Origin of the sequence: Serratia sp. MYb239 (assembly GCF_002966855.1) — a bacterium.
GTDB classification, from domain to species: Bacteria; Pseudomonadota; Gammaproteobacteria; order Enterobacterales; family Enterobacteriaceae; genus Serratia_B; species Serratia_B rhizosphaerae.
On the sequence record NZ_CP023268.1, the window covers coordinates 2,632,516 to 2,658,233 of the forward strand.

A 25,718-nucleotide genomic window follows, 5' to 3' on the forward strand; every position below is an offset into this window, starting at 1 on the left:
AGATCACATCTTATGTGTAAAACTATTAATTCGCACAAAAATCAGGGTTACCTAAGCGATTAATAAATCAAGAATTGATCTAAATCAAAAAAGGTCATTTGTTGTGAAAATGTAAACAAGTGAAATATCAGTTGCAGAAATGCGCGGCGCTGAGTAATTTTTTCGCTCCGTGTTGGTTTTGGTTGGTGACCGTTAGGAGATGGTGGCAATCAAGATGAGCGAAATTCTCAATCCCTGTGTTAGCTGTGGCGCGTGCTGCGCCTATTTTCGAGTGTCATTCTATTGGGCTGAAGGCGATGACGGCGGCGGCGTGGTGCCAAGCGCGCTCACCGAGCCGTTAACCCCGTTCCTGCGCTGTATGCAGGGAACCAACAGCAGGTCTCCGCGCTGCACCGCGCTCGACGGTGAAATCGGCCAGGCCGTATCCTGTTCTATTTACCTTAACCGGCCGACGCCGTGCCGCGAATTTGACGCCTCGGGCGAAAACGGGCTGCGCAATGAAGCCTGCGATCGCGCACGCGAACGCTACGGCCTGCCGCCGCTGCCCGTTCCTCAGCCGCTGGCGCTGCCGGAAACGATAATCGCTGAAGAAATCAGCGCCATAGCGCTTGCGGGGTGCCACAGCGAGCCGGAACAAGGTACAATCCACCACTGATTATCTCTGTTCCCGACGCCAAGGAGTCTGCATGTCCATCACGGCTAACACTGTGTACCGTGACAGTTTTAACTTTTTCCGCAACCAGCTGGCTACGATTCTGCTGCTGGCGCTGCTGACCGCGTTTATTTCGATACTGCTCGATCAGGCATTCCAGCCCGACGCCGAACAGCTCAAGATACTGGACGCCGCGTTTAATGAGCTATCTACATCCACCGGGATGGGGCTGCAGGAGTTTGTGGCGCAGATGACCCCGGAACAGCAAATGGTGATGCTGAAAAAATCAGCCGCGGCCACCTTTGCCGCGCTGGTGGGGAATTTACTGTTGGTCGGCGGTATGCTGACGCTGATCCGTCTGGTTTCTCAGGGGCAGCCGGTCAGCGCGCTGCGTGCGATCGGCGCTTCCGCGCCGGAGTTGCCGCGCCTGCTGCTGCTGCTGTTTATCTGCACCTTGCTGATTCAGCTCGGCCTGACGCTGTTTGTCGTGCCCGGGGTGATTATCGCCGTCGCATTTTCGCTGGCGCCGGTGATTTGCTCTGCAGATAAGCAAGGCGTGTTCGCGTCGCTGCGGCAGAGCGCCAAGCTGGCCTTTGCCAACGCCCGGCTGATTGTACCGGCCATGATGCTGTGGCTGGCGGCCAAGCTGCTGGTGCTGCTGCTGGTCAGCCACCTGTCGGCGCTGGCGCCAAGCGTTGCCGGCGTGGTGCTGACCGCGCTGAGCAATCTGGTGACCGCGCTGCTGCTGGTATATCTGTTCCGTCTGTATATGCTGCTGCGCAACTGATTACGGCCGTGGAACGCTTTAAGGGCACGCTTCGGCGTGCCCTTTTATTTTCACCGTCGCGCACGGCGTCCCATAAAGTGACAATGTCACTATAATCCTCCCCTCCACAACCCTGCCTCCTCCGACGTTCTGATGCCAACCACTTTCCATGGTAAATTATCAACGGACGCTATTGCGCCAGGTAGACAGCCGCGGGCGGGATGCCCTTTGGTAATTTTATGCAAATTCTTGCCCGGAAAGCGGAAATCCGCGGACAAAACGCCGATAATCAGCGCCCTCCGGCGGTACACAGATCCGGCCGAATCCGGTATAGTCGGCCGACGAACAGATGATGGATTGATTTATGAAGCAGTTTCTTGATTTTCTCCCGTTAATTGTCTTTTTTGCGTTTTATAAGCTTTACGATATTTACGTCGCTTCCGGCGCGCTTATCGTGGCGACCGCACTGGCGTTGGTGTTCACCTGGGTGAAATACCGCAAGGTAGAAAAAATGACGCTGATCACTTTCCTGATGGTGGCGGTATTTGGCACGCTGACGCTGGTGTTCCACAGCGATCTGTTTATCAAATGGAAAGTCACGGTGATTTATACGCTGTTCGCCATCGCGCTGCTGGTCAGCCAACTGATGCTGAAAAAACCGCTGATCCAGCGGATGCTGGGCAAAGAGCTGACGCTGCCGGACCGTATCTGGAGCAACCTCAATCTGGCCTGGGCGCTGTTCTTCCTCGCCTGCGGGCTGGCCAATATCTATGTGGCCTTCTGGATGCCGCAGAGCGTGTGGGTCAACTTTAAAGTATTCGGCCTAACCGCGCTGACGTTGGTGTTTACCCTGCTGAGCGGCGTCTATATTTATAAGCATATGCCGGAAGAACAGAAAAAATAGTTACAAAATTGTTAATGCCCGCGGCGGCAACTGCGGGCAATATAATGTGATCCACTTCTCAAAAAAATAAACGACTATGACACAACAACGACCTTTACCCAGCGGGGAGCTGGTGCTCCGCACGCTGGCCATGCCGGCGGATACTAACGCCAACGGCGATATTTTTGGCGGCTGGCTGATGTCGCAAATGGATATCGGCGGTGCGATTCAGGCCAAAGAGATCGCCGAAGGACGCGTTGTTACGGTGCGCGTCGACGGCATGACGTTCCTTAAACCGGTCGCCGTCGGCGATGTGGTGTGCTGCTATGCCCACTGTATCCGCACCGGCCGCAGCTCGATTACCATCAATGTTGAAGTGTGGGTGAAGAAGGTGTCCACCTCGCCGATTGGCCAACGCTATCGCGCGACCGAAGCGCTGTTTACCTATGTGGCGGTGGACGACGAAGGCAACCCGCGCGCGCTGCCGGACGGCAAGATGAACTTCCGCGTCGGCTTTGAAGAGTAAGCCGCAACAAACGCAAAAATAACAAGGGTCGCTAACTAGCGACCCTTTTTCTTTAGCTGTTTGCCGGCATTAATTCAGCGAGGCGGTGCCGTCCAGTTTGAACTGAATATTGACGATGCGGTCTTTCGCTGCTTTCGGTTCATAACGCCATTTACGCATCGCCTGTTTCACCTCACGCTCGAACATATTGCGCGGCTGGGCCGACAAAATGCGTACGTTGCTGATGCGGCCATCGCTGTCGACGTCGAACTGTACCCGCACTCTGCCCTCAATCTGCAGCGCCTGTGCACGCGGCGGGTATGATGGCGCCACGCGGCTCAGCGGCTTCGGCCCGGTATCGGTTGAACGCCCCTGCACCGGCGCTGCCGGCGCCTGCTTCACCGGCGCTTTATCGACCGGTTTGGCCGGCGCATCATTTTCAAACGGCGAAGGCTGACGCGGCTCGGCTTTCTTCGGCTCGCGTTTTACCGTTTTTTCCACCTTCGGCTTCGGTTTTGGCTTAGGCTTTGGTTTCGGCTTCACCGGTTCCGGCTTGGGAATCGCTTTCGGCACCGGCGGCGGCTCCGGGATCGGTTCAGGTTCCGGCTCTGGTTCTACCTGCGGCTCAGGCTCCGGCTCGGCAGGCGCCGGCGGCGGCGGTTCCGCCAGCGCGGCGGTATTGACCATCATGACGCTGATCGGCGCATCCTCTGGCTTGGGCGGCATCATCACCTCCTTGACGGAGGCATAGAGTAAAGCGGCCACCAGGGCGCTGTGTAAGCCAACGGAGAGGACAATCGGCACTGACAAACGGCGAATTGGGAACATCTTTTTTAGCAGCATAATGGTTCAGTTTCCTCTGGTTCGCCAAGTTTAAATGCAAATAGCAATCATATTCAATAACGAACGGCAAACTATCGCTGTAATCGGCATGATTCGTCACTTCCGCCGCCAAAAACGCAAAATGGTTAACTGACCGTTAGCCTTTATACGCCGCTGCTACACGTTTTTTTAACCTGTGTTTCTCCCGCCGGGCACAAAAAAACCGCATCAAGCCTGCGTATAAATGACGCAGGATGTAAAACCAATAAATTAACAGCTGCAGGAAATATGACGTTGTGGAGGGAACTGCAGATACCGTTGGTGTACGTCATTCGTGATGCGCGCCAAGTCGCAACGCATCACGAATCCGCGAACAGATAGGCCAGGTCAGCCGACCGTTTCATCTGGCGGCGAGAACCTGGCCGCCGCGCTCAACACCGCCAGTACCGAAGCAGTGACGATGTTCGCGTGTTGACCCACGCCAAAACGTGAGCCGGGCACGCCGGGCATGGCAGCCTCCACAATGGCCAGCGCCGCCGCACCGGAACCCGCGCCCAGGCAGCGCTCCTCATAGCTATCGATGCGTAACGATTGGCCTAACGCCGCTACCGTCGCGGCAATCGGGCCGTTGCCTGTCCCCTCGACCGTCTTGATATTGCCCTCCGCATCCGCCATTTCCAACGCGATACCTTGCCCGTCCGCGTGCTCGAACAGGCGATGCCCGCGATAAATGAAACGGGTCTGTTCCCATGTCGGGGCAAGATAAGTGCGTTCGAACACCGCCCATATTTGCTCGCTGGTCAGTTCCGTTTCGCTGCCGTCGGCCAGTGCCTGAACGATGGCGCTGAACTCCACCTGCATGCGGCGCGGCATGGTGATGCCGTGATCGCGTTGCAGCAAAAATGCGATACCGCCCTTTCCCGACTGGCTATTGACGCGCACGATGCTGTCGTAGGTTCGGCCCAGGTCTTTGGGGTCAATGGGCAAATAAGGCACACGCCAAATCGCATCACCCTTTTGCGCGTTCAGACCCTTGGCGATGGCATCCTGGTGCGAGCCGGAGAACGCCGTGAATACCAGGTCGCCCACATACGGATGTCGCGGGTGAATGGGCAGCGCGGTACACTCCTCGGCCACGCGGGCAATCGCCGCAATGTCGGAAAAATCTAACCCAGGCGCGATGCCTTGCGTATACAGGTTCAGCGCCAGCGTCACCACATCGAGGTTGCCACTGCGTTCGCCATTGCCAAACAGGCAGCCTTCGACCCGTTGCGCACCGGCCAGCATGGCTTGTTCGGCGCAGGCCACGCCCGTCCCCCGGTCATTATGCGGATGCACGGACAGCACAATGTGCTCGCGCCGTTCCAACCGCCGATCCATCCATTCAATCTGGTCGGCGAAGACGTTGGGCGTAGAGACTTCTACCGTGGTTGGCAGGTTGATGATCATCGCGCGCTGCGGCCCGGCATCCCAGGCACGAATAGCGGCGTTGCAGACGGCCAGTGAAACATCCAGCTCGGCCATGCAGAAAGTTTCAGGCGAGTATTGCAAGACCCATTCGGTTTCCGGATGGGCATCCGTCAGTTGCCTGAACAGCGTAATGTGGCGTTCTACCATTTCGATAATCTGCGGTACGCCCATGCCGAACACCATCTCGCGCCATGCGGGTGCGATGGCGTTGTAGAAATGCACGATCACGCGCCGCGCGCCTGCCACACTGCGCACCGTCTCGGCGATCAGATCATCCCGCAGTTGCGTCATGACCATCGGGGTGACGTCATCGGGGATCTGCCCTGCGTCAATAAGGTGGCGAACAATGTCAAAATCAGTGCGCGATGCGGCGGGAAAACCGACTTCAATTTCTTTGAAACCGATGCGCACCAATTTGTGGAACAAGCGCAGCTTGCGTTCGCGATTCATCGGCTCAAACAACGCCTGATTGCCGTCGCGCAAATCGGTGGACAGCCAGATCGGGGCCTGCGTCAGGGTACGTGATGGCCATTGACGCTCGGCAAGAACGACCGGTGAGATGGGACGGTATTTTTGGGAAGGATCGGTCAGCATAAAAACACTCCAGGGGAATCGTTGACACCCGATTCCCCTGGCTCGGAACAAGCTGACTATGGTCGGGGTCAGGGGGAATCAGGATGGGTCATGGCGCGAACGGGCGCGCGCAGACCCCGACCGGGAGCCAGTGTTAGTAGCCGTTGCAAAAGCCCAAGTGCGTGCATGAGTAAATAGTCCCGGTAGATTGCCTGCCTTCGATATTAGGCTTGCGCACCTCGGCCATCTACATAAAAATAGACATATTCTTTATTTATTTGGACAAACTGCAGCGATATGGGTTTTTCCTCTCCTGAAGACGGTGGTCACGCGCTCGACCTGAGCACCAAAGATACCTGCGGCCTGCCGGTATTTGGCGTAGCCGTGCGCTACCCTGCGGGCCATATCGTACCCTTGCATAAACATGCGTATGGTCATCTGATATATGCCAATCACGGTCTGTTACGTGTGGAAGCTGAAAGCGGGCAATGGCTGGTGCCGCCTACGGCGGCGGTCTGGCTGCGCTCTGGCGTGGCGCACCGTCTGGTTGCCCCCGTGGCGCTGCAAGCATGCGGCCTGTTCGTGCGCGAAGATGTCTGCCCCCGCCTGCCGGAGCGCGATTGCGTCGTCCATGTCTCCGGCCTGCTGCGCGAGTTGATCATGGCGCTGGCCCAGGCCGACCACCAGATCATACCGTCGAAACGTATACATTTGCTCGGTGAGCTTTTGGTTGAAGAACTACATACCCAGCCGGCGCTGCCGCTTCATCTGCCGTGGCCAACGGGCGATGCCGGCAACCCGGTGCAGCATGTATGCCAGGCGCTACTGGATAACCCAGGCGATAGCGCCACCGCCGTCGAGTGGGCAAACAGGCTGGCAATGGGCGACAAAACGTTCCACCGGCGTTTTCTTCAATCAACCGGTATGACCTTCGGCAAATGGCGTCAGCAACTGCGGTTGATGTCGTCGTTAACGCTATTGATGCAGGGAATACCGATCACGCAGGTGGCGCTGGCGAGTGGTTACGATAGCCACAGCGCCTACAGCACGGCATTCAGTAAGCAATTCGGCCGGCCGCCTTCGGTATTTGCTGCGAATCTATAATTCGCCATTCCCCGCCTCGTTCAGCCTGACAGAGCAGGATTATTCCTCGTCATCACCATAATACAGTACGCCCAACTTGATTAACGGGCGTCCCTGCGCTTTGCGGTGCAGGTTGGTATCGCGCAGCGAATAGACGCAGCCGCAATATTCCTGCTGATAAAAACGTTCGCGTTTGCTGATGTCGATCATGCGCGACGCGCCGCCCTTCTTGCGCCAGTTATAATCCCAATACGTCAGTTCAGGATATTTCTGCGCCGCGCGAATGCCGCAGTCGGTGATTTGCTGCATATTTTTCCAGCGCGAAATACCCAGTGAACTGGAGATCACGTCATAGCCATGCTCATAGGCGTACAGCGCCGTACGTTCGAAGCGCATATCGAAACACATGGTGCAGCGGATACCGCGTTCCGGCTCGTGCTCCATCCCTTTGGCGCGCGCGAACCAATTATCGGTATCGTAGTCAGCATCAATGATCGGCACCCCATGTTTCTCCGCAAAACGAATATTTTCCTCTTTGCGCAGCAGGTACTCTTTTTGCGGATGAATATTGGGGTTATAGAAGAAGATGGCATAATCGATACCGGACGCCTGAATCGCCTCCATCACCTCGCCTGAACAGGGTGCGCAACACGAGTGCAGCAGCAGTTTGCTTTTCCCCGCCGGCAGATTGAGTTTTTCCCGCACAAATTCCGTCATACTTTCACCTTAATTCTTCTCTCGTCCCGATGCGGGCCGCACTATACGAATAAAAACTAGCGCCTTCAAGGCATTAACGCCAGTCTCCGCAAAAATCATTTCTTTGCCGATGCTTTTAGGCTACTTTGGTTTACCCCTGATATAACGATGATTTTAAAGGTGAAACATGCTGTATCTGATCTATGCGCAAGACCTGCCCGGCACGCTGGAAAACCGTCTGGCGGTGCGCCCGGCGCACCTCGCCCGCCTGCAGGCGCTGCGCGATGAGGGCCGTCTGGTGGTGGCCGGGCCGAACCCCGCCATCGACAGTAACGATCCCGGCAGCGCCGGCTTTACCGGTTCGACGGTGATCGCCGAGTTTGAGTCGCTGAGCGATGCGCAGCAGTGGGCGCAGCAGGATCCCTACGTTGCCGCCGGCGTGTACGGCGACGTGGTGGTCAAACCCTTCAAACAGGTATTTTAGGCAAAAAAAAGCCAGCGCGGAGTCGCTGGCCAAGTGGGTTCTTCGAGGGAATATGTTGTGGTGTAAACATACTCCGCCGCGCCGGGCATCGCCATCTATCGGTGCGATAGGCGATGCCGCCGCGTTATGACGCCGACTGCGTATCCAGAATATAGCGCTGCATATCGGCAAACATGGATTCCCACTCCTGTTCCGAGATATCCATCAAACCAAAGTAACGCAGCATAAAGGCACCTTCAGTGGCCAGGAACGCCAGCCGGGCGCGTTTATCCTCTTCGCAGGCCAGATCGAGGCCGTCAATCCGCTCGCGGTACCACTCCCGACTGCTCTGCAGATGTTCCGGCGTTTGTATCAGGGTCGCCATCAGGCCTGCCGCCTTGGCGCTGGAGGTGTGATCGGAGTTGCAGGTCGCCAGCATATGCGCCCGCACCCTGGTCAACGGTGCAGGGTCGTCGCCAGCAATCTGGTCGAAAACGTTATCATACGCCTTGCCCCAGCGGTCAAACATGGCGTCAATCAGCGCATCCTTACTGCCGAAACAGTACTGTACGCCGCCCTTCGAAATCCCCATTGCCTTCGCCACAGAATCAATCGTCAGGCCGGATGCCCCTTGCGTTGCAATGATTTCTTCCGCCGCATCCAACACTCGATCGCGATCGATACTTCGCTGTCGCCCCATTGCATTCCCCTTTTCAATACGAACGTATGGATTTATAGTATGCGCGTTAACCCCACCAAAACTTGGGGATAGGTTACGGCGGCGTTTCGCCGCCCCGTTTCTATTTAGGATGTCATTATGCACGCAAATAACCGCTGGTTGATCCTGGCAATGATCTCCAGCGCGCTTTTTTTAATTATCATTGATATGACCGTGCTGTACACCGCGCTGCCGCGGCTGACGACGGCGTTGGAAGCCAGCGCATCGGAAAAATTATGGATCGTTAACGCCTATCCGCTGGTGGTCGCCGGTCTGCTCCCGGGCGCCGGCATGCTCAGCGACCGTATCGGCCACAAAAAAATGTTTATCGCCGGTCTGCCGATGTTTGCCGTCGCCTCGCTGTGCGCCGCCTTTGCCCCCAGCGCCGCAATGCTGATTGCCGCCCGCGCCTTTTTGGCCGTCGGTGCCGCCATGATGATGCCAGCGACGCTTTCTATCGTACGCCACGTATTTACCGAGCCAAGCGAACGGGCGCTGGCGATCGGCATCTGGTCGGCGGTCGCCTCCGGCGGCGCGGCGGTCGGGCCGGTAGTCGGCGGCATCTTGCTGGAATACTTCTGGTGGGGATCGGTATTTCTGATCAACGTTCCGGTGGTATTGGTCGTGCTGCCGCTGGCCTGGCGGCTGATTCCCCAGTGCGGCGGCAACAGCCAGCGTCCCTTTGACATGGCGGGTTCGCTGCAGATTATGGTGGGGCTGGTCAGCAGCATTTATGCGTTAAAAGAACTGAGCAAGACCCAGCCGTCACTGCCGATTCTGGCGCTTTCCGCTACGTTGGGGCTGCTGTTTTTAATCCTGTTCGCGCGTCGGCAGCGTCGGGCGGCATCGCCGATGATTGATTTCTCGCTGTTCAGCAACCGGCTGTTCGCCAGCGGCGTCACCGTGGCGGTGATCTCGATGATCGCGCTGGTGGGCATTGAGCTGGTATTGAGCCAGCGCCTGCAACTGGTCAGCGGCCTGACGCCGCTGCAGGCCGGGCTGTTTATCCTGCCGATTCCGCTGGCTTCCGCCCTTTCCGGCCCGCTGGCGGGGCTGCTGCTGCCGCGCTGGGGAGAGCGGCCTCTGATACTGGGCGGTCTGCTGCTGACCACGCTGGCCATCGCCGGACTGATTGGGTGTTATCACGGTGCGCCGCTATGGCAACTGGCGCTGCTATTTGCCGCCGGCTTTGGTCTGGGTGCCGCCATCACCGCCGCATCCACCGCCATTATGCTCAATGCGCCGGAAGAAAAGTCCGGTATGGCGGCGTCGATTGAAGATGTGGCCTATGAGTTGGGCAGCGTTTTGGGCATCACGCTGCTGGGTGGCCTGATGACCGTGGTTTACAGTTACAGCCTGCTCCTGCCTGCCGATCTACCGGTGACGCAGTTGGCCTATGACAGCCTGGATGAGGCGTTACGCCAGGCCGGTGAACTGAGTGCGGATCAGGGAGCGACGCTGATTAAACTGGCGCGCGCCTCCTTTGACCAGGCCTTTATCGCCGTGCTGGCCGCCGCTGCCGCCCTGATGGCCATCGGCGCCGCTGTGCTTTCCCGCGCGATGAAAAAGTAACGCCCCAACGAAAAACAGTCCCGTCAGGGACTGTTTTTATCGCTCTCGCCGTCGCTTCACCATTCGCAAGACACAGTAAACAGCAAGGCTCGCCGGTGCTGATTATCCAGGAGCCGCCGCACCTGCATAATATGCCGATACCCTCTCGACTGGCGTTCCAGCCAACGGTGCCTGCGCCGCTGATTCTGTCGCATCATCCGCCAACGGGCCACTTCATTTCTACTGCGTCTCATAATTTTACCACTTATACGTCATTGCCAAACGCGGGGCATTATATACCTTTCGCCCCCCCGGCTGCACCCCGTCTGGCCGGCAGTGATGCAATGAAACAGTAATAAACGGCGCGTTATGCCAAATAAAAAGTTATTTCCACGCTGTACATCCCGTTTCTCTTCGACACATTTATGTCACTTAAGATCCGGGAAAAGGTTTCCCCTTTGATGATCTGTGCGTACACTCATCGTTGGTGGTTTGCGAACGGGATTTTTCGCCTTTATGACAACATTTTATACCGTAATCAGTTGGCTGCTGGTGTTCGGCTACTGGCTACTTATCGCCGGTGTTACCCTGCGTATTTTGATGAAACGTCGCGCCGTGCCTTCGGCTATGGCCTGGCTGTTGATTATCTACATTCTGCCGCTGGTCGGCATCGTCGCCTATTTATCCTTTGGCGAGCTGCATTTGGGGAAACGTCGCGCCGAGCGCGCCAAGGCCATGTGGCCTTCCACCGCGCGCTGGCTGAATGAGCTGAAGGAAAGCCGTCGTATTTTCGCCACGCAATACAGTGAAGTGGCGCGGCCGCTGTTTCAGCTCTGCCACCGGCGTCAGGGCATCGACGGCGTCAAAGGCAACCAGCTGCAGCTGCTGACCACCACCGACGCCACGCTGAAGGCGATGATTCGCGATATTGAGCTGGCGCGCCACAATATCGAGATGGTGTTCTATATCTGGCAGCCCGGCGGGCTGGCCGATCAGGTTGCCGAGTCGCTGATGGCCGCCGCGCGCCGCGGCGTCCACTGCCGGGTGATGCTCGACTCCGCCGGCAGCCTGCAGTTCTTCCGCAGCCCTTATCCGAACATGATGCGCAACGCCGGCATCGAAGTGGTCGAAGCGCTGAAGGTGAATCTGTTCCGCGTATTCCTGCGTCGCATGGACCTGCGCCAGCACCGTAAGGTGGTGCTGATCGACAATTACATCGCCTATACCGGCAGCATGAATATGGTAGACCCGCGCTATTTCAAGCAGGACGCCGGCGTCGGTCAGTGGATCGATCTGATGGCGCGTATGGAAGGCCCGGTTGCCACAACAATGGGGATTGTGTACGCCTGCGACTGGGAGATTGAAACCGGCAAGCGGATATTACCGCCACCGCCGGATATGAATATTATGCCGTTCGAGCAGGAAAGCGGCCATACCATTCAGGTGATAGCCTCCGGCCCCGGCTTCCCGGAGGAGATGATCCACCAGGCGCTGCTGACGGCGGTCTATTCTGCGCGCGAGCAGCTGATTATGACCACCCCCTACTTCGTGCCGAGCGACGACCTGCTGCATGCCATCTGCACCGCCGCGTTGCGCGGCGTTGAGGTCAGCATTATCGTACCGCGCGATAACGACTCGATGATGGTGCGCTGGGCCAGCCGGGCCTTCTTCTCCGAGCTGCTGGAGGCCGGGGTGAAAATTTACCAGTTCGAAGGCGGCCTGCTGCATACCAAGAGCGTGCTGGTCGACGGCCAGCTGAGCCTGGTGGGCACCGTGAATCTGGATATGCGCAGCCTGTGGCTGAATTTTGAAATCACGCTGGTGATCGATGATGACGGTTTCGGCAGCGATCTGGCCTGCGTTCAGGACGATTATATCGCCCGCTCCAGACTGCTGGAGTCCAAAGAGTGGCTGAAACGGCCATTCTGGCACCGTATCCTTGAGCGCGTATTTTACTTTTTCAGCCCGCTGCTGTAATTAGCGCCGGGCATGGTTTACTATTTGCCACATCATTTATGACTGGAATTTTTTATGGATTTGAATAACCGCCTTACCGAAGATGAAACGCTGGAACAGGCATACGATATCTTCCTCGAACTGGCCGGCGACAATCTGGATCCGGCGGATATTCTGCTGTTCAACCTGCAGTTTGAGGAGCGCGGCGGCGCCGAGCTGTACGATCCGTCGGAAGACTGGCATGAGCATGTCGATTACGACTTAAACCCGGACTTCTTTGCCGAAGTGGTGATTGGCCTGGCGGAAAGTGACGGCGAACCGATCAACGACGTGTTTGCCCGCGTGCTGATCTGCCGCGAGAAAGACCACAAGCTGTGCCATATTTTGTGGAAAGAGTAACCACAAGGTACTGATAAAAAAACCTGCCAAACGGCAGGTTTTTTTGTTTTTCCGCCGTTAGTTACAGCGGGTCCACCTTCAGGCAGGAGACCGCATGGCGGAAACTGCCCTCCAGCAGCGGACGCGTTTTGGCGCACTCCGGCCCGGCAATCGGGCAGCGCGTACGGAATACGCAGCCGGAAGGCGGATTAATCGGCGAAGGCAGCTCCCCTTCCAACAGCTGGATTTGCTTGTCCTGCTCTTTATCCGGATCGGGCACCGGCACCGCCGACATCAGCGCCTTGGTATAAGGATGCTGCGGGTTGTGATACACCTCGTCATAGGTGCCCAACTCCACCGCATGGCCGAGATACATCACCAGCACGCGGTCGGAGATATGCTTCACCACCGCCAGGTCGTGGGCGATAAAGATCAGCGACAGCCCCATCTCACGCTGCAGTTGCTGCAGCAGATTGACCACCTGCGCCTGAATGGAGACGTCCAGCGCCGATACCGGCTCATCGCAAATCACCAGCTTCGGCTCCAGAATCAGCGCGCGGGCGATGCCGATACGCTGACACTGGCCGCCGGAGAACTCGTGCGGATAACGGTTGACCAGGTTCGGCAGCAGGCCGACCTTCATCATCATCGCCTTGACCTTGTCCCGCACTTCCTGGCGCGGCATCTTCGGATAGTAGGTGCGCAGCGGCTCGGCGATGATGTCGCCGATGGTCATGCGCGGGTTCAGCGACGCCAGCGGGTCCTGGAAGATCATCTGGATATCGCTGCGCGCCTTGCGCCAGTCGGTGTCGCTCATGCCGAGCAGATCTTTGCCCAGCCAGGCCACCCTGCCGCTGGTGGCCTTGACCAGGCCGATAATCGCCCGGGCAAAGGTCGACTTGCCGCAGCCCGATTCCCCCACCACGCCCAGCGTCTCCCCTTCAAACAGGCGCAGCGTCACGCCGTCTACCGCTTTCAGCGTTTTCGATGGCTGCCAGAACCACTTTTTGTCATCATTAATATCAAAGTGCACCTTTAAATCGGCCACCTCGAGCAGAACGTTCTTTTCGGTTGCTGTCGTCATACCAAGGCCTCCACCGGCTTGAAACAGGCGCGCAGGCGCCCTTCACCAAACGGCTCCAACGCGGGAGCGCTCGCACACTGATCCATGGCATACGGGCAGCGCGGCTGGAACGGGCAGCCTTTCGGCAGCCGCAGCAGGTTCGGCGGATTGCCGGGGATGGTCAGCAGCGATTCCCCTTCGGCGTCAAGACGCGGCACCGCATTGAGCAGGCCAATCGAGTACGGATGGCTCGGCCGGTAGAACACGTCGCGGGCGCTGCCGTACTCCATGGTGCGCCCGGCATACATCACCAGCACCTTGTTGCAGATGCCGGCAACCACGCCCAGATCGTGGGTAATCATCACGATCGCGGTATTGAATTCGCGCTTCAGCTCGTTCAGCAAGGTCATAATCTGCGCCTGTACCGTCACATCCAGCGCGGTGGTCGGTTCATCGGCAATCAGCAGTTTCGGCCGGCACAGCAGCGCCATGGCGATCATCACCCGCTGACGCATCCCGCCGGAAAACTCATGCGGATACATGCGCATGCGCTTGCGCGCCTCCGGCATTTTAACCGCATCCAGCATCCGCACCGACTCTTCAAACGCCTGGCTTTTGCTCATGTTCTTATGCAGCATCAGCACTTCCATCAGTTGTTCGCCCACGCGCATATAAGGATTGAGCGACGTCATCGGATCCTGGAAGATCATCGAAATCTCTTCGGCGCGCAGTTTGTTGAGCTGCTTCTCCGGCAGGTTGAGAATTTCCCGGCCGTTAAAGCGTGCCGAGCCGCCGATACGGCCATTGGCCGCCAGCAGTCCCATCAGGGCGAACGCGGTTTGCGACTTGCCGGAACCGGATTCGCCGACAATGCCCAGCGTTTCACCGGCGCGCAGGTCGAAGTTGAGATCGTTAACCGCCGTCACGTCGCCGTCCGGCGTCGAAAACGTCACGCGCAGATCGCGCACGTCCAGCAGCGGCGCGCCGTCGGCCGCCTGTGCGGCCGCAGCTTGCGGATATTCAAGGGTAGTCATGATGGCGCTCCTTAACGATCTTTCGGGTCGAGGGCGTCACGCAGGCCATCGCCGATAAAGTTGAAACAAAACAGGGTGACCACCAGGAAACCGGCCGGGAACAGCAGCAGCCACGGTGAAACCTCCATCGAGTTGGCGCCGTCGCTGAGCAAGGCGCCCCAGCTGCTTAACGGCTCCTGCGTCCCTAACCCCAGGAAGCTGAGGAAAGACTCAAACAGGATCATGCTGGGCACCAGCAGCGAGGCATACACCACCACCACCCCCAGTACGTTCGGCACAATATGGCGCAGTACGATGTTGCGGGTGGAGACGCCGCACACCAGCGCCGCTTCGATAAACTCTTTACGCTTCAGGCTCAGCGTCTGGCCGCGTACGATACGCGCCATATCCAGCCACGACACCATGCCGATCGCCACGAAGATCAGAAAAATATTCTGACCAAAAAAGGTCACCAGCAGGATCACGAAGAACATAAACGGGAAGGAGTTGAGGATCTCCAGCAGGCGCATCATCACCGAGTCGACTTTGCCGCCCAGATAGCCGGACAGCGAGCCGTACAGCGTACCGACCACGACGGCCACCAGCGCCGCCGCCACACCGACCATCAGGGAAATACGCCCGCCGATGGCCACGCGCACCAGCAGGTCGCGACCGGAGGAGTCGGTGCCGAAATAGTGGGCGGACTCCAGATCCGGCGGCGCCGACATCATCCCCCAGTCGGTGTCGTCATACGCAAACTGCGACAGCCACGGCGCGATAATCACAAACAGGGTAATCAGCGCCAGCACGATCAGGCTGCCCAGCGCCGCGCGGTTATGCATAAAGCGCCGACGGGCGTCCTGCCACAGGCTGCGCCCCTCGACCTCCAGCTTTTCGCTGAAGTTTTCCAGAGCTTCGCTGTTCTTTTTGGTCAACATCATTGGCGTGCTCCAGATTAATAGCGAATTTTCGGATCGATAACGGCATACAGCACGTCAACAATCGCATTGAACAGAATCGTCAGGCCGCCGACCAGGATCGTCAGGCTCAGTACCAGCGAGTAGTCGCGGTTCAGCGCGCCGTTGACGAACAACTGCCCGATGCCCGGCAGGCCGTAGATGGTTTCAATCACCATCGAGCCGGTAATGATGCCAACAAACGCCGGGCCCATATATGACAGCACCGGCAACAGCGCCGGTTTAAGCGCATGGCGGAAAATAATGCGCCGCATCGGCAGGCCTTTGGCGCGCGCGGTACGGATAAAGTTGGAGTGCAGCACTTCAATCATCGAGCCGCGGGTAATACGCGCGATGCTGGCGATATAGGCCAGCGACAGCGCCACCATCGGCAGGACCATAAATTTGAAGGCGCCGCCGTTCCAGCCGCCGCCCGGCAGCCACTTCAGCGTGATGGCGAAGATCAGCACCAGCAGCGGCGCCACCACGAAACTGGGTATCACCACCCCGGTCATGGCGAACCCCATCACCGTATAGTCCCATTTGGTATTTTGCTTCAGCGCCGCGATCACCCCGGCGCTGACGCCCAGGATCACCGCCAGCAGAAACGCCGCCGCCCCCAGTTTGGCCGATACCGGGAATGAACCGGCCACCAGATCATTCACCGAATAGTCTTTGTATTTAAACGACGGGCCGAAATCCCCTTTTGACAGCTGCAGCAGATAATTGCCGTACTGTTTCCAGATGGGATCGTTGAGATGATATTTGGCCTCGATATTCGCCAGCACTTCCGGCGGTAACGCGCGCTCGCCGGTAAACGGGCTGCCGGGCGCCAGGCGCATCATAAAGAATGAAATAGTAATAAGGATAAATAGTGTCGGGATCGCCTCTAACAGGCGTCGAAGTATAAATTTCAGCATTGCCCTAACCCTGTGCTACAGCCTGATAACGGCTTATTATTTTGACCGGGCCAGTGACAACGTCACCGGCCCTTACCGTATCAATGTTTAATGATGTACAGATTTTTATCGTACACGTTATCAAGCGGGTCTTTACCGGTATAACCGCCCACGTAAGGTTTCACCAGACGGGCGTTCACATAGTAATAGACCGGCACGATGGCTGAGTCTTTATCCAGCTGCACTTCCGCCTTCTGGTAGAGAGCAGCGCGCTCATCTTTGCTTTTCGCCGTCAGCACATTGGCCATCAGCTTATCGAAGGCTTCGCTCTTATAGTGCGGCGTGTTACTGCTGCTGTCGGACAGCATCATATTCAGGAAGGTGCTCGGTTCGTTATAGTCAGCGCACCAGCCGGCGCGCGCCACGTCATAGTTGCCCTGATGACGGGTATCGAGGAAGGTTTTCCACTCCTGGTTAACCAGCTTGACGTTGACGCCCAGATTTTTCTTCCAGATGGACGCGGCGGCAATGGCCAGTTTTTTATGCAGATCCGAGGTGTTATACAGCAGGCTGAAGGTCAGCGGCTTATCCGGGCCGTAGCCGGCTTCCGCCAGCAGTTTTTTCGCTTCTTCGTTGCGTTTGTCCTGCGTCCAGCCGAACCACGCCGGCGGCGTCAGTTTCGCCCCGTCGGTATACGGCGGCGTAAAGCTGTAGGCCGGCAGATCGCCCTGGTTCTTCACTTTATGCACGATAATGTCGCGGTCGAGGCCCAGTTTCAGCGCCTCACGCACGCGCGCATCGGTAAACGGCGCTTTCTGGTTGTTGATTTCGTAGTAGTAAGTGCACAGATAAGGATCGACGTGCACCTCTTTCGGCCGCTCTTTTTTCAGTTTCTGGAACAGTTCGATCGGCATATTGTTGTAGGTCATGTCGATCTCGCCGGTGCGGTAACGGTTAACGTCGGTCACCTCGGAAGAAATCGGCAGGAACGTCACTTTATTGATGATGGTTTTGGCGTCGTTCCAATACTCCGGGTTGCGCTCCAGCACGATGCGTTCGTTAACCACCCAGTTCTTCAGCTTATACGCGCCGTTGCTGACATAGTTTTGCGGTAGCGTCCACTTCTCGCCAAACTTCTCCACCGCCTCTTTATACACCGGCTTCATGGCGTAGTGCGGCGTCATTTCCACCAGATAAGGCACCGGTTCGGTCAGCGTCACCTGGAAGGTATGGTCGTCCAGCGCCTTCACGCCCAGGGTCGATTTATCTTTTTTACCGGCGATAATGTCATCGACGTTTTCAACGTGCGCGTACTGCAGGTAGCTGGCATATGGCGAGGCGGTGTTCGGGTCCACCAGACGCTGCCAACTATAGACGAAGTCCTGCGCCGTTACCGGTTTGCCATTCGACCATTTGGCGTCTTTGCGCAGGTGGAAAGTCCATACCTTATAATCCTTGTTGTCCCAGCTTTCCGCCACGCCCGGCTCAATGCCGCCGTCCGGCGTATTGTTGGCCAGGCCTTCCATCAAATCGCGGGTGACGTTATTTTCCGGCACCCCTTCAATTTTATGCGGATCCAGCGACTGCACCTCAGAGCCGTTATTTTTAACGATCTCCTGTTTGTCAGCCAGTTGAACCCCCGCCGGCACCTCGGCGGCGAACGCGCCGGCGCTGATGCCTAGCGCGGCCATAATCCCCGCGGCCAGCAGGCTTTTCTTTGTGATGTTGGTCATATTATCCACTCCAGTTTTTTATTATCACCGGCTCGATGTCGAGACGGCGTGGCCCGTTATGCGGGCCGTGTATCCAGCCGTCGCGGAACGACTGCGGCGGCTGGCTTCTCCCCCGTATTACCCGCCGTTGCCGGCATGGTGTAATACCCATTACTGCTTGATCATGTACAGATTTTTCACATCGATATAATCGAGCGGATCTTTACCGGTGAACCCACCCACCGTCGGCTTGATCAGGCGCGCACTGACGCGGTAATAAACCGGCACCAGCGCTGAATCTCTATCCAGCTGCGTCTCCGCCTGCTGATACACCGCGGTGCGCGCGGCGGCGTCCGGCGCCTGCAGGCTGGCGGCCATCAGCGCGTCAAAGTGTGCATTTTTATAGAACAGGGTATTGTTGCTGCTGTTGGAGAGCGCCAGATTCAGGAAGGCGCTCGGTTCGTTGTAATCGCCGCACCAGGTGGCACGTGCAACGTCAAACTCCCCCTGATGGCGACTTTCCAGTGACGTTTTCCACTCCTGGTTTCTCAGGGTAACGTCTGCGCCGAGGTTCTTTTTCCACATCGACGCAGCGGCTATCGCCTGCTGTTTGTTTTGATCGGAAGTGTTGTACAGCAGCGAGAATTTCAGCGGGTTATCCGCACCGTAGCCGGCTTCGCTCAGCAGTTGCCTGGCGCGTTGATTGCGCTGGGCCTGTGTCCATGTCGCCCACTCAGGCACGGTGAAGTTGCCACCCTCGGTAAAGGTTGGCGTAAACCCGTAAGCCGGGATCTGTCCCTGCCCCATAATTTTGTTGGCGATGATGTCGCGGTCCAGCGTCAGCTTCACCGCTTCACGCACCCGCGGATCGGTAAACGGCGCCTTCTTATTATTGATTTCGTAATAGAACGTACACAGGTAAGGATTGACGTGCAGTTGCTCAGGGATTTCACGTTTCATCTTGCCAAACAGCGTTGGCGGAATGGCGCTGTTACTGATATCGATCTCACCGCTGCGGTAGCGATTAACGTCGCTGACTTCTGAGGCGATCGGCAGGAAGGTGGCTTGCTCAATCACCGACGCCGCATTGTTCCAATAGGTGTTGCTGCGTTCCAGCACGATGCGCTCGTTAACCACCCACTGCTTCAGCCGGTAGGCGCCATTGCCGACGTAATGCTGCGGCAGCGTCCATTTATCGCCAAACTTCTCTACCACCGACTGCTTGACCGGTTTCATCGAGGTATGCGTCAGCATACTGAGCAAATAAGGCACCGGCTCGCTCAGCGTCACCTGCAGGGTGTGTGCGTCAAGGGCTTTCACGCCCAGGTCCTGCGGCGGCTTTTTACCGCTCAGAATCGCGTCGGCATTGGCAATCTTGGCGTACTGCAGGTAGCTGGCATAAGGCGACGCGACGTTAGGATCCGCCAGACGACGCCAGCTATAGACGAAATCTTCCGCAGTCACCGGGGAGCCGTCGCTCCAGCGTGCCGTATTACGCAGATGAAAAGTCCAGACTTTAAACTGCTCATTCTCCCAACGCTCCGCAACCGCCGGCACCACATGGCCGTTGGCGTCGGAACTCACCAGCCCTTCCAGTAAATTGAGAATTATGTTGCTTTCCGGGTTGCCCTCTACTTTATGCGGATCGAGCGACGCCACTTCCGAACCATTATTCACCACAATAGTTTGCTGCGGTGCCAGTTGAATACCGGCAGGCACCTGAGCCGCCTGGCTGACATTCAGCGCAGAAAAAAACAATCCGGTAATAAAAACGGCTAAAGGCGTACGCGTTACGACTTGCTGCATAGTCGGGGGCTCCTCGCTATCAATAAGCATGACTTATGGAATTTTGTGAAATGCTTATAATTATTTTAAATAAACGGATACCAGCAAAAATCATTCCTGTTTGTCAGCGACGCGTGCAAACAGCGCGGAAAAGTTGCTCGGAAATTAGCAGATGCCAAAATCCACCGCCAATAAATTTTATAAAAATGTTAAGCAATTCTCTTTTGTTAGCGGCATCCTCAGCGCTTCCCATCAGGTCCCCATAGAGAAAAGTCACATTATCACAATGATTTTACTGATAAAACCAACAAAGATAGCCATCCGGCACACCGCCAACACGTCGCGCGCCACCTAAAACAAACATTAAATTAACAAATAGAACATTCAAAGAATAAACATCTGGCAATGCGAGCCTAGTCACTAATATCACCTGGATGAGGCCGAGACAAGCCCCACAGAATGATGTGATTAAATTAACAACAAAAGTTCACCAGATAATCAAAAACAGCGGGGAAGGCGCAAATAAAGGTTAAAAAAATAACGTGATGGGTACTTTATCGCCAAATAAAGTGAGAGCTATGCCACAAAATAGTGCATTGGTATAAAAAACGGACGCATCGTGCACCCTATTAATGCATTAATTAAATAAGTTTAAAGTTTAAAAATAATTTGAGCCGAAAATGACGCTTCCGGCTCAAATTACACCCTCAGAGTAAACCGGGGAAAATAGCCTTCACGCCGGTAACAATAAATTCAATGCCCAACGCCATCAGCAACAGGCCCATAATGCGCGTGATTACATTGATGCCGGTCTGCCCCAATAGACGGACTAATAAAGGCGCGGCGCGAAAAAGCAGCCAACAGCAGAAGGCAAACAGCGCGATCGCCAGCGTAAACCCCAGCAGGTTCTGCCAACTGTGGTAGCGGGAACTCCAGACAATGGTCGAACTGATGGCGCCCGGCCCGGCCATCAGCGGCAGCGCCAACGGCACCACGCCAATGCTTTCGCGAATCGCGCTTTCCGACTTCTCCTGCTTGTTCTGTTTATCTTCCCCCAGCTTGCCGCTGATCATTGACATGGCGATGGTCACCACCAGAATCCCGCCGGCAATACGAAACGAATCGATAGAGATACCGAACAGGCGCAAAATCCCCTCGCCGATAAACAACGACGTCCACAGGATAATCGCTACGGAAAGGTTGGCGGTGAGATTGGTTTTATTACGTCCGGCTTCCGCCTGGTAGCTGGTCATACTGATAAAAACCGGCAAAATCCCCACTGGATTCACCAGCGCAAACAGGCCGACAAAGAATTTGATATAGCCGGAAAAATCCAACAATGATTGCCCCACAAGAACTCCGCATTAATCGCTGTATTAGGGCGCACTGCCCCATGCGCGCTAATGTAATGGAAATAGTACGGCTAATCCATCCGCCGAAGACAGCATTTTTCTTTCAGACAAGGTTTGTAATAACCACCTTGCCAACATGTTATCGCAATGTGTTTTTTAGTGGTTTTTATGTTTCAAGAAGACAGCAATGCGCTTCAAATAAGAATTTTCTCGATAACGCCAAGCTGAAAGGTGTCAGCTTGCACTTTTTGTGATTTAAATCATAAAAACACTACCCAAGAGTAGTTAAGCTTTTAGTCGTAGTCAGACAGCGTGCAACTTCCGCCGTTGCCTGAGCGACATCAAGTTCCTGAGCAAAGCTCTTTAAGCAAATCAGCATCATAGGTAGCTGACCAGTAAAGAAAACCGACGTTTTCCATGGTGTTCCGATACCTGACTATACTTGCTGCTTACACGGCTTATTTACTGAAAGAGTTTAACATTATCAGGAGAGCATTATGGCTGTAACAAATATCGCTGAATTGAACGAGCTTGTTGCACGTGTCAAAAAAGCCCAGCGCGAATACGCCAACTTCACCCAGGAACAGGTTGACGCTATCTTCCGTGCTGCTGCCCTCGCCGCTGCCGATGCGCGTATTCCGCTGGCCAAAATGGCCGTTGAAGAATCCGGTATGGGGATCGTTGAAGACAAGGTGATTAAAAACCACTTTGCCTCCGAGTATATCTACAACGCGTATAAAGATGAAAAAACCTGCGGCGTGCTGTCCGAAGACGATACTTTCGGCACCATCACCATTGCCGAGCCTATCGGTCTTATCTGCGGCATCGTGCCCACCACCAACCCGACCTCTACGGCCATTTTCAAAGCGCTGATCAGCCTGAAAACCCGTAACGGCATTATTTTCTCGCCGCACCCAAGAGCCAAGAACGCCACCAACAAAGCTGCAGATATCGTGCTGCAGGCGGCAATCGCCGCCGGTGCGCCTAAAGACATCATCGGCTGGATCGATCAGCCTTCCGTCGAGCTGTCCAACCAACTGATGCACCACCCGGATATCAACCTGATTCTCGCCACCGGCGGCCCGGGGATGGTCAAAGCGGCCTACAGCTCCGGTAAACCGGCCATCGGCGTCGGCGCCGGCAATACGCCGGTGGTGGTCGATGAGAGCGCCGATATCAAGCGCGTCGTCGCCTCTATTCTGATGTCGAAGACCTTTGACAGCGGCGTGATCTGCGCCTCTGAGCAGTCCGTGATCGTTGTCGATGAGGTGTATGACGCGGTGCGCGAACGCTTCGCCTCGCACGGCGGCTACCTGCTGCAGGGTAAAGAGCTGAAGGCGGTACAGGATATTATTTTGAAAAACGGCGGCCTGAACGCGGCCATCGTCGGCCAATCGGCGCCGAAAATTGCCGAAATGGCGGGGATCAGCGTACCGGCCAGCACCAAGGTACTGATCGGTGAAGTCAAACTGGTGGACGAATCCGAGCCTTTCGCCCATGAAAAACTCTCACCGACGCTGGCGATGTACCGCGCCAAAGATTTTGCCGACGCCGTCGACAAGGCGGAAAAACTGGTGGCGATGGGCGGCATCGGCCATACCTCCTGCCTGTACACCGACCAGGACAACCAGGCGGAACGTATCGCCTTCTTCGGCGATAAGATGAAAACCGCCCGTATCCTGATCAACACTCCGGCCTCGCAAGGGGGCATCGGCGACCTGTACAACTTTAAACTGGCGCCTTCGCTGACGCTGGGCTGTGGCTCATGGGGGGGCAACTCCATCTCGGAAAACGTCGGTCCAAAACACTTGATCAACAAAAAAACCGTAGCGAAGCGAGCAGAAAACATGTTGTGGCATAAACTTCCGAAATCTATCTACTTCCGCCGTGGCTCTCTGCCTATCGCGCTGGAAGAAGTGGCGGCCGATGGCGCAAAACGCGCGTTTATTGTCACCGACGGCTACCTGTTCAATAACGGCTATGCCGACCAAATCACCAGCGTGCTGAAGTCCCACGGCATTGAGACAGAAGTATTCTTTGAAGTGGAAGCCGACCCGACGCTGAGTATCGTGCGTAAAGGCGCTGCACAGATGAACGCTTTCAAGCCGGACGTGATTATCGCGCTGGGCGGCGGTTCGCCGATGGATGCGGCCAAAATCATGTGGGTGCTGTACGAACATCCGGAAACCCACTTCGAAGATCTGGCGCTGCGCTTTATGGACATCCGTAAACGTATCTACAAGTTCCCGAAAATGGGCGTGAAGGCGAAGATGATCGCCGTTACCACCACCTCCGGCACCGGTTCTGAAGTTACGCCATTCGCCGTGGTGACCGATGATGAAACCGGCCAGAAATACCCTCTGGCGGACTATGCCCTGACCCCGGATATGGCGATTGTCGATGCCAACCTGGTGATGAACATGCCGAAATCGCTGTGTGCCTTCGGCGGCCTGGATGCGGTAACCCACGCGCTGGAAGCCTATGTGTCGGTACTGGCGAACGAATATTCCGACGGCCAGGCGCTGCAGGCGCTGAAACTGCTGAAAGAGTATCTGCCGGTCAGCTATAAAGAAGGCGCGAAGAACCCGGTGGCGCGTGAGCGCGTGCATAACGCGGCGACCATCGCCGGCATCGCCTTCGCCAACGCCTTCCTCGGGGTCTGTCACTCCATGGCCCATAAACTGGGCTCTGAGTTCCATATTCCGCACGGTCTGGCTAACGCCATGCTGATCAGCAACGTCATTCGCTATAACGCCAACGACAACCCGACCAAGCAGACGGCCTTCAGTCAGTATGACCGTCCGCAGGCTCGTCGCCGTTATGCAGAAATCGCCGACCACCTGGGCCTGAGCGCTGCGGGCGACCGTACCGCACAGAAAATTGAGAAGCTGCTGGCATGGCTGGACGAGCTGAAGACCGAGTTGGGTATCCCCGCCTCTATCCGCGAAGCGGGCGTACAAGAGGCCGATTTCCTGGCGAAAGTCGATAAGCTGTCCGAAGACGCATTTGACGACCAGTGCACCGGCGCCAACCCGCGCTATCCGCTGATTGCCGAGCTGAAACAAATCATGCTGGATACCTTCTACGGCCGTGAGTTCAGCGAAGCTGAAGAAGCCGTAAAAGCGCCGGCCGCCGCCAAGGCGGAGAAAAAAGCCAAGAAGTAATCTTCCGCGGCTAAACACAAAAACCCGCCGTCAGGCGGGTTTTTTTATGCGATATCACGCTGCAGATTAATCCTCCGCGTGCATCGCCTCTTTGTAATGTTTGCGGCACACCGACACATAGCTCTCATTGCCGCCAATCACCACCTGAGCGCCCGCCTGCATCGCTTTGCCGTGTTCATCAAGCCGCAACACCATATTCGCCTTACGGCCGCAGTGGCAGATGGTTTTCAACTCCACCAGCTTATCCGCCCATGCCAGCAGGTACTGGCTGCCGATAAACAGTTCACCGAGAAAATCGGTACGCAGACCGTAACACAATACCGGAATATCCAGCTGATCAACCACGTCGCACAGTTGCTCGACCTGCGCTTTACTCAGGAACTGACTTTCGTCCACCAGCACACAGTGTACCGTCTGTTGCTGGTGCTCCTGATTAATCATGGCAAACAGCGACGTGTCATTATTATACAGCTGCGCCTGTGATGAGAGACCAATCCGCGAACTTACCTTCCCGACGCCAAAGCGGTGGTCAATCTCTGCAGTGAACACCAGCGTACGCATACCACGTTCTTGATAATTATATGAAGATTGCAACAGCGCGGTGGATTTCCCCGCATTCATTGCCGAGTAATAAAAATAAAGTTGAGCCATGAGCCAGCAATTCCAGGTGGTATAAGAAATATTCAGATATCGATTCTGAGAATCAAGTGTATCACAAGCTGACGATGCGCCAGTATCGATAACCGCGTAGCGTAAAACGCCCTGCTGTCCCTCCCCCCCTTTAGGCTATTTACCGCCGGAGGATGGCCCACACACTATTAATTAATGCTAATGGTTTGCCCTGAGATAAAAGATACGGGCTACCCATTACGTTTAGATGTAACGCCGTATAGCCCAGACACCATCCTTGTTAGCTAAATAAATTACCCACAGGGCGCGAACTGCTATTTATAGTTCGTCATCCTCAAACATCACATCCTGACAAAATCTTTACGCATATACCCCTATTGTTTACATACCATCATGTCGGATTGACTCGTCAATGCAGAGGCTAATATCGATATAAAATGCAATTATTTCCCGGCAATGAAAGCCTGCAGCTCACAAACATGCACAATTGCTGTTGAAAAATTGGCTTAAAAAGCCCACCATTAAAACCGAACATAAAGCGGTGTAATAACCCGGACTGTTCCGAGTAATGGTTTTTAAATGGCATATTTGGGGACTCTTCGCAATTTGGCTATTGCAGAAAAGAAAA

Annotated in this window: 23 protein-coding genes; 10 read left to right on the forward strand and 13 right to left on the reverse strand. The window is 56.0% G+C overall.

What is annotated here, in order from left to right; genetic code table 11:
- Positions 1–214 precede the first annotated feature (214 nt).
- The 4 genes from CLM71_RS12680 (at position 215) to yciA (ending at position 2,827) form a co-directional block, all read left to right on the forward strand.
- Positions 215–655: a YkgJ family cysteine cluster protein gene (locus CLM71_RS12680; RefSeq protein WP_105233374.1), complete on the forward strand. Its 441-nt coding sequence runs from the start codon at positions 215–217 to the stop codon at positions 653–655.
- 31 nt (positions 656–686) lie between these two features.
- Positions 687–1,439: a YciC family protein gene (locus tag CLM71_RS12685; protein WP_105231329.1), complete on the forward strand. Its 753-nt coding sequence runs from the start codon at positions 687–689 to the stop codon at positions 1,437–1,439.
- Positions 1,440–1,782: 343 nt separating this feature from the next.
- The gene (locus CLM71_RS12690) at positions 1,783–2,322 is read left to right on the forward strand and encodes a septation protein A (RefSeq protein WP_105231330.1); all 540 of its coding nucleotides are present in this window, start codon (positions 1,783–1,785) and stop codon (positions 2,320–2,322) included.
- Positions 2,323–2,398: 76 nt separating this feature from the next.
- Positions 2,399–2,827 carry an acyl-CoA thioester hydrolase YciA gene (gene yciA / locus CLM71_RS12695; RefSeq protein WP_105231331.1) on the forward strand — a complete coding sequence of 143 codons (429 nt, stop codon included), beginning with the start codon at positions 2,399–2,401 and terminating at the stop codon, positions 2,825–2,827.
- A gap of 69 nt (positions 2,828–2,896) precedes the next feature.
- Here yciA and tonB read toward each other — a convergent pair whose 3' ends face one another.
- Together tonB and CLM71_RS12705 are read right to left on the reverse strand one after the other, a co-directional pair.
- Positions 2,897–3,649 carry a TonB system transport protein TonB gene (gene tonB, locus CLM71_RS12700; protein WP_105231332.1) on the reverse strand — a complete coding sequence of 251 codons (753 nt, stop codon included), beginning with the start codon at positions 3,647–3,649 and terminating at the stop codon, positions 2,897–2,899.
- Between the two features lie 366 nt (positions 3,650–4,015).
- The gene (locus tag CLM71_RS12705; protein ID WP_105231333.1) at positions 4,016–5,692 is read right to left on the reverse strand and encodes a 2-isopropylmalate synthase; all 1,677 of its coding nucleotides are present in this window, start codon (positions 5,690–5,692) and stop codon (positions 4,016–4,018) included.
- Positions 5,693–5,968: 276 nt separating this feature from the next.
- Between CLM71_RS12705 and CLM71_RS12710 the strand changes: the two genes are divergently transcribed.
- The gene (locus tag CLM71_RS12710) at positions 5,969–6,775 is read left to right on the forward strand and encodes a helix-turn-helix domain-containing protein (RefSeq protein ID WP_105231334.1); all 807 of its coding nucleotides are present in this window, start codon (positions 5,969–5,971) and stop codon (positions 6,773–6,775) included.
- 39 nt (positions 6,776–6,814) lie between these two features.
- Here CLM71_RS12710 and CLM71_RS12715 read toward each other — a convergent pair whose 3' ends face one another.
- Complete coding sequence (locus CLM71_RS12715) at positions 6,815–7,471, reverse strand: epoxyqueuosine reductase QueH (RefSeq protein ID WP_105231335.1); 657 nt, start codon at positions 7,469–7,471, stop codon at positions 6,815–6,817.
- A 166-nt stretch (positions 7,472–7,637) separates the two neighbouring features.
- Here CLM71_RS12715 and CLM71_RS12720 point away from each other — a divergent pair, with 166 nt between their 5' ends.
- On the forward strand, positions 7,638–7,934 hold the full coding sequence (locus CLM71_RS12720; protein WP_105231336.1) for a YciI family protein: 297 nt from the start codon (positions 7,638–7,640) through the stop codon (positions 7,932–7,934).
- Positions 7,935–8,058: 124 nt separating this feature from the next.
- Here CLM71_RS12720 and CLM71_RS12725 read toward each other — a convergent pair whose 3' ends face one another.
- A complete protein-coding gene (locus CLM71_RS12725; protein WP_105231337.1) occupies positions 8,059–8,613 on the reverse strand; it encodes a TetR/AcrR family transcriptional regulator in 555 nt (184 codons plus the stop codon).
- 117 nt (positions 8,614–8,730) lie between these two features.
- Here CLM71_RS12725 and CLM71_RS12730 point away from each other — a divergent pair, with 117 nt between their 5' ends.
- On the forward strand, positions 8,731–10,203 hold the full coding sequence (locus CLM71_RS12730) for an MFS transporter (protein WP_105231338.1): 1,473 nt from the start codon (positions 8,731–8,733) through the stop codon (positions 10,201–10,203).
- Positions 10,204–10,259: 56 nt separating this feature from the next.
- Here CLM71_RS12730 and CLM71_RS23975 read toward each other — a convergent pair whose 3' ends face one another.
- The gene (locus CLM71_RS23975) at positions 10,260–10,436 is read right to left on the reverse strand and encodes a YciY family protein (protein ID WP_145961123.1); all 177 of its coding nucleotides are present in this window, start codon (positions 10,434–10,436) and stop codon (positions 10,260–10,262) included.
- 262 nt (positions 10,437–10,698) lie between these two features.
- On the opposite strand from CLM71_RS23975, the gene cls reads away from it, so the two are divergent.
- Positions 10,699–12,159, forward strand: coding sequence for a cardiolipin synthase (gene cls / locus CLM71_RS12735; RefSeq protein WP_105231339.1), 1,461 nt, complete (start codon positions 10,699–10,701; stop codon positions 12,157–12,159).
- Positions 12,160–12,213: 54 nt separating this feature from the next.
- Positions 12,214–12,537 (forward strand): HI1450 family dsDNA-mimic protein, encoded by a 324-nt coding sequence (locus CLM71_RS12740; protein ID WP_105231340.1) that lies wholly within the window; start codon positions 12,214–12,216, stop codon positions 12,535–12,537.
- A 61-nt stretch (positions 12,538–12,598) separates the two neighbouring features.
- On the opposite strand, the gene oppF is transcribed toward CLM71_RS12740, so the two are convergent.
- The 7 genes from oppF to CLM71_RS12780 all read right to left on the reverse strand — a co-directional run bounded on the left by oppF (position 12,599) and on the right by CLM71_RS12780 (position 21,296).
- Positions 12,599–13,600, reverse strand: a complete 1,002-nt coding sequence (oppF, locus tag CLM71_RS12745) for a murein tripeptide/oligopeptide ABC transporter ATP binding protein OppF (RefSeq protein WP_105231341.1) — start codon at positions 13,598–13,600, stop codon at positions 12,599–12,601.
- Positions 13,597–14,613: an ABC transporter ATP-binding protein gene (locus tag CLM71_RS12750; protein ID WP_105231342.1), complete on the reverse strand. Its 1,017-nt coding sequence runs from the start codon at positions 14,611–14,613 to the stop codon at positions 13,597–13,599. Before CLM71_RS12750 ends, oppF begins: the two co-directional genes overlap by 4 nt.
- A gap of 11 nt (positions 14,614–14,624) precedes the next feature.
- Entirely contained in the window at positions 14,625–15,533 is a 909-nt protein-coding gene (gene oppC / locus CLM71_RS12755) for an oligopeptide ABC transporter permease OppC (RefSeq protein ID WP_105231343.1), read from the reverse strand.
- A 14-nt stretch (positions 15,534–15,547) separates the two neighbouring features.
- The gene (gene oppB / locus CLM71_RS12760) at positions 15,548–16,468 is read right to left on the reverse strand and encodes an oligopeptide ABC transporter permease OppB (protein WP_061323594.1); all 921 of its coding nucleotides are present in this window, start codon (positions 16,466–16,468) and stop codon (positions 15,548–15,550) included.
- An 80-nt stretch (positions 16,469–16,548) separates the two neighbouring features.
- On the reverse strand, positions 16,549–18,180 hold the full coding sequence (gene oppA / locus CLM71_RS12765) for an oligopeptide ABC transporter substrate-binding protein OppA (protein WP_105231344.1): 1,632 nt from the start codon (positions 18,178–18,180) through the stop codon (positions 16,549–16,551).
- Positions 18,181–18,330: 150 nt separating this feature from the next.
- Positions 18,331–19,965, reverse strand: a complete 1,635-nt coding sequence (locus CLM71_RS12770; RefSeq protein ID WP_105231345.1) for an ABC transporter substrate-binding protein — start codon at positions 19,963–19,965, stop codon at positions 18,331–18,333.
- Positions 19,966–20,651: 686 nt separating this feature from the next.
- On the reverse strand, positions 20,652–21,296 hold the full coding sequence (locus CLM71_RS12780; RefSeq protein ID WP_015672549.1) for a YchE family NAAT transporter: 645 nt from the start codon (positions 21,294–21,296) through the stop codon (positions 20,652–20,654).
- Between the two features lie 497 nt (positions 21,297–21,793).
- Here CLM71_RS12780 and adhE point away from each other — a divergent pair, with 497 nt between their 5' ends.
- Positions 21,794–24,460, forward strand: a complete 2,667-nt coding sequence (gene adhE, locus CLM71_RS12785; protein WP_105231347.1) for a bifunctional acetaldehyde-CoA/alcohol dehydrogenase — start codon at positions 21,794–21,796, stop codon at positions 24,458–24,460.
- 66 nt (positions 24,461–24,526) lie between these two features.
- Here the strand turns inward: adhE and CLM71_RS12790 are convergent, their stop codons facing one another.
- Complete coding sequence (locus tag CLM71_RS12790; protein WP_105231348.1) at positions 24,527–25,111, reverse strand: thymidine kinase; 585 nt, start codon at positions 25,109–25,111, stop codon at positions 24,527–24,529.
- Positions 25,112–25,718 lie beyond the last annotated feature (607 nt).

Excerpts from the sequence above, each read along its gene's own strand:
- CLM71_RS12680 (WP_105233374.1), top strand. The coding sequence starts at position 215 with ATGAGCGAAATTCTCAATCCCTGTGTTAGCTGTGGCGCGTGCTGCGCC.
- CLM71_RS12685 (WP_105231329.1), top strand. The coding sequence starts at position 687 with ATGTCCATCACGGCTAACACTGTGTACCGTGACAGTTTTAACTTTTTC.
- CLM71_RS12690 (WP_105231330.1), top strand. The coding sequence starts at position 1,783 with ATGAAGCAGTTTCTTGATTTTCTCCCGTTAATTGTCTTTTTTGCGTTT.
- yciA (WP_105231331.1), top strand. The coding sequence starts at position 2,399 with ATGACACAACAACGACCTTTACCCAGCGGGGAGCTGGTGCTCCGCACG.
- tonB (WP_105231332.1), bottom strand. The coding sequence starts at position 3,649 with ATGCTGCTAAAAAAGATGTTCCCAATTCGCCGTTTGTCAGTGCCGATT.
- CLM71_RS12705 (WP_105231333.1), bottom strand. The coding sequence starts at position 5,692 with ATGCTGACCGATCCTTCCCAAAAATACCGTCCCATCTCACCGGTCGTT.
- CLM71_RS12710 (WP_105231334.1), top strand. The coding sequence starts at position 5,969 with ATGGGTTTTTCCTCTCCTGAAGACGGTGGTCACGCGCTCGACCTGAGC.
- CLM71_RS12715 (WP_105231335.1), bottom strand. The coding sequence starts at position 7,471 with ATGACGGAATTTGTGCGGGAAAAACTCAATCTGCCGGCGGGGAAAAGC.
- CLM71_RS12720 (WP_105231336.1), top strand. The coding sequence starts at position 7,638 with ATGCTGTATCTGATCTATGCGCAAGACCTGCCCGGCACGCTGGAAAAC.
- CLM71_RS12725 (WP_105231337.1), bottom strand. The coding sequence starts at position 8,613 with ATGGGGCGACAGCGAAGTATCGATCGCGATCGAGTGTTGGATGCGGCG.
- CLM71_RS12730 (WP_105231338.1), top strand. The coding sequence starts at position 8,731 with ATGCACGCAAATAACCGCTGGTTGATCCTGGCAATGATCTCCAGCGCG.
- CLM71_RS23975 (WP_145961123.1), bottom strand. The coding sequence starts at position 10,436 with ATGAGACGCAGTAGAAATGAAGTGGCCCGTTGGCGGATGATGCGACAG.
- cls (WP_105231339.1), top strand. The coding sequence starts at position 10,699 with ATGACAACATTTTATACCGTAATCAGTTGGCTGCTGGTGTTCGGCTAC.
- CLM71_RS12740 (WP_105231340.1), top strand. The coding sequence starts at position 12,214 with ATGGATTTGAATAACCGCCTTACCGAAGATGAAACGCTGGAACAGGCA.
- oppF (WP_105231341.1), bottom strand. The coding sequence starts at position 13,600 with ATGACGACAGCAACCGAAAAGAACGTTCTGCTCGAGGTGGCCGATTTA.
- CLM71_RS12750 (WP_105231342.1), bottom strand. The coding sequence starts at position 14,613 with ATGACTACCCTTGAATATCCGCAAGCTGCGGCCGCACAGGCGGCCGAC.
- oppC (WP_105231343.1), bottom strand. The coding sequence starts at position 15,533 with ATGATGTTGACCAAAAAGAACAGCGAAGCTCTGGAAAACTTCAGCGAA.
- oppB (WP_061323594.1), bottom strand. The coding sequence starts at position 16,468 with ATGCTGAAATTTATACTTCGACGCCTGTTAGAGGCGATCCCGACACTA.
- oppA (WP_105231344.1), bottom strand. The coding sequence starts at position 18,180 with ATGACCAACATCACAAAGAAAAGCCTGCTGGCCGCGGGGATTATGGCC.
- CLM71_RS12770 (WP_105231345.1), bottom strand. The coding sequence starts at position 19,965 with ATGCAGCAAGTCGTAACGCGTACGCCTTTAGCCGTTTTTATTACCGGA.
- adhE (WP_105231347.1), top strand. The coding sequence starts at position 21,794 with ATGGCTGTAACAAATATCGCTGAATTGAACGAGCTTGTTGCACGTGTC.
- CLM71_RS12790 (WP_105231348.1), bottom strand. The coding sequence starts at position 25,111 with ATGGCTCAACTTTATTTTTATTACTCGGCAATGAATGCGGGGAAATCC.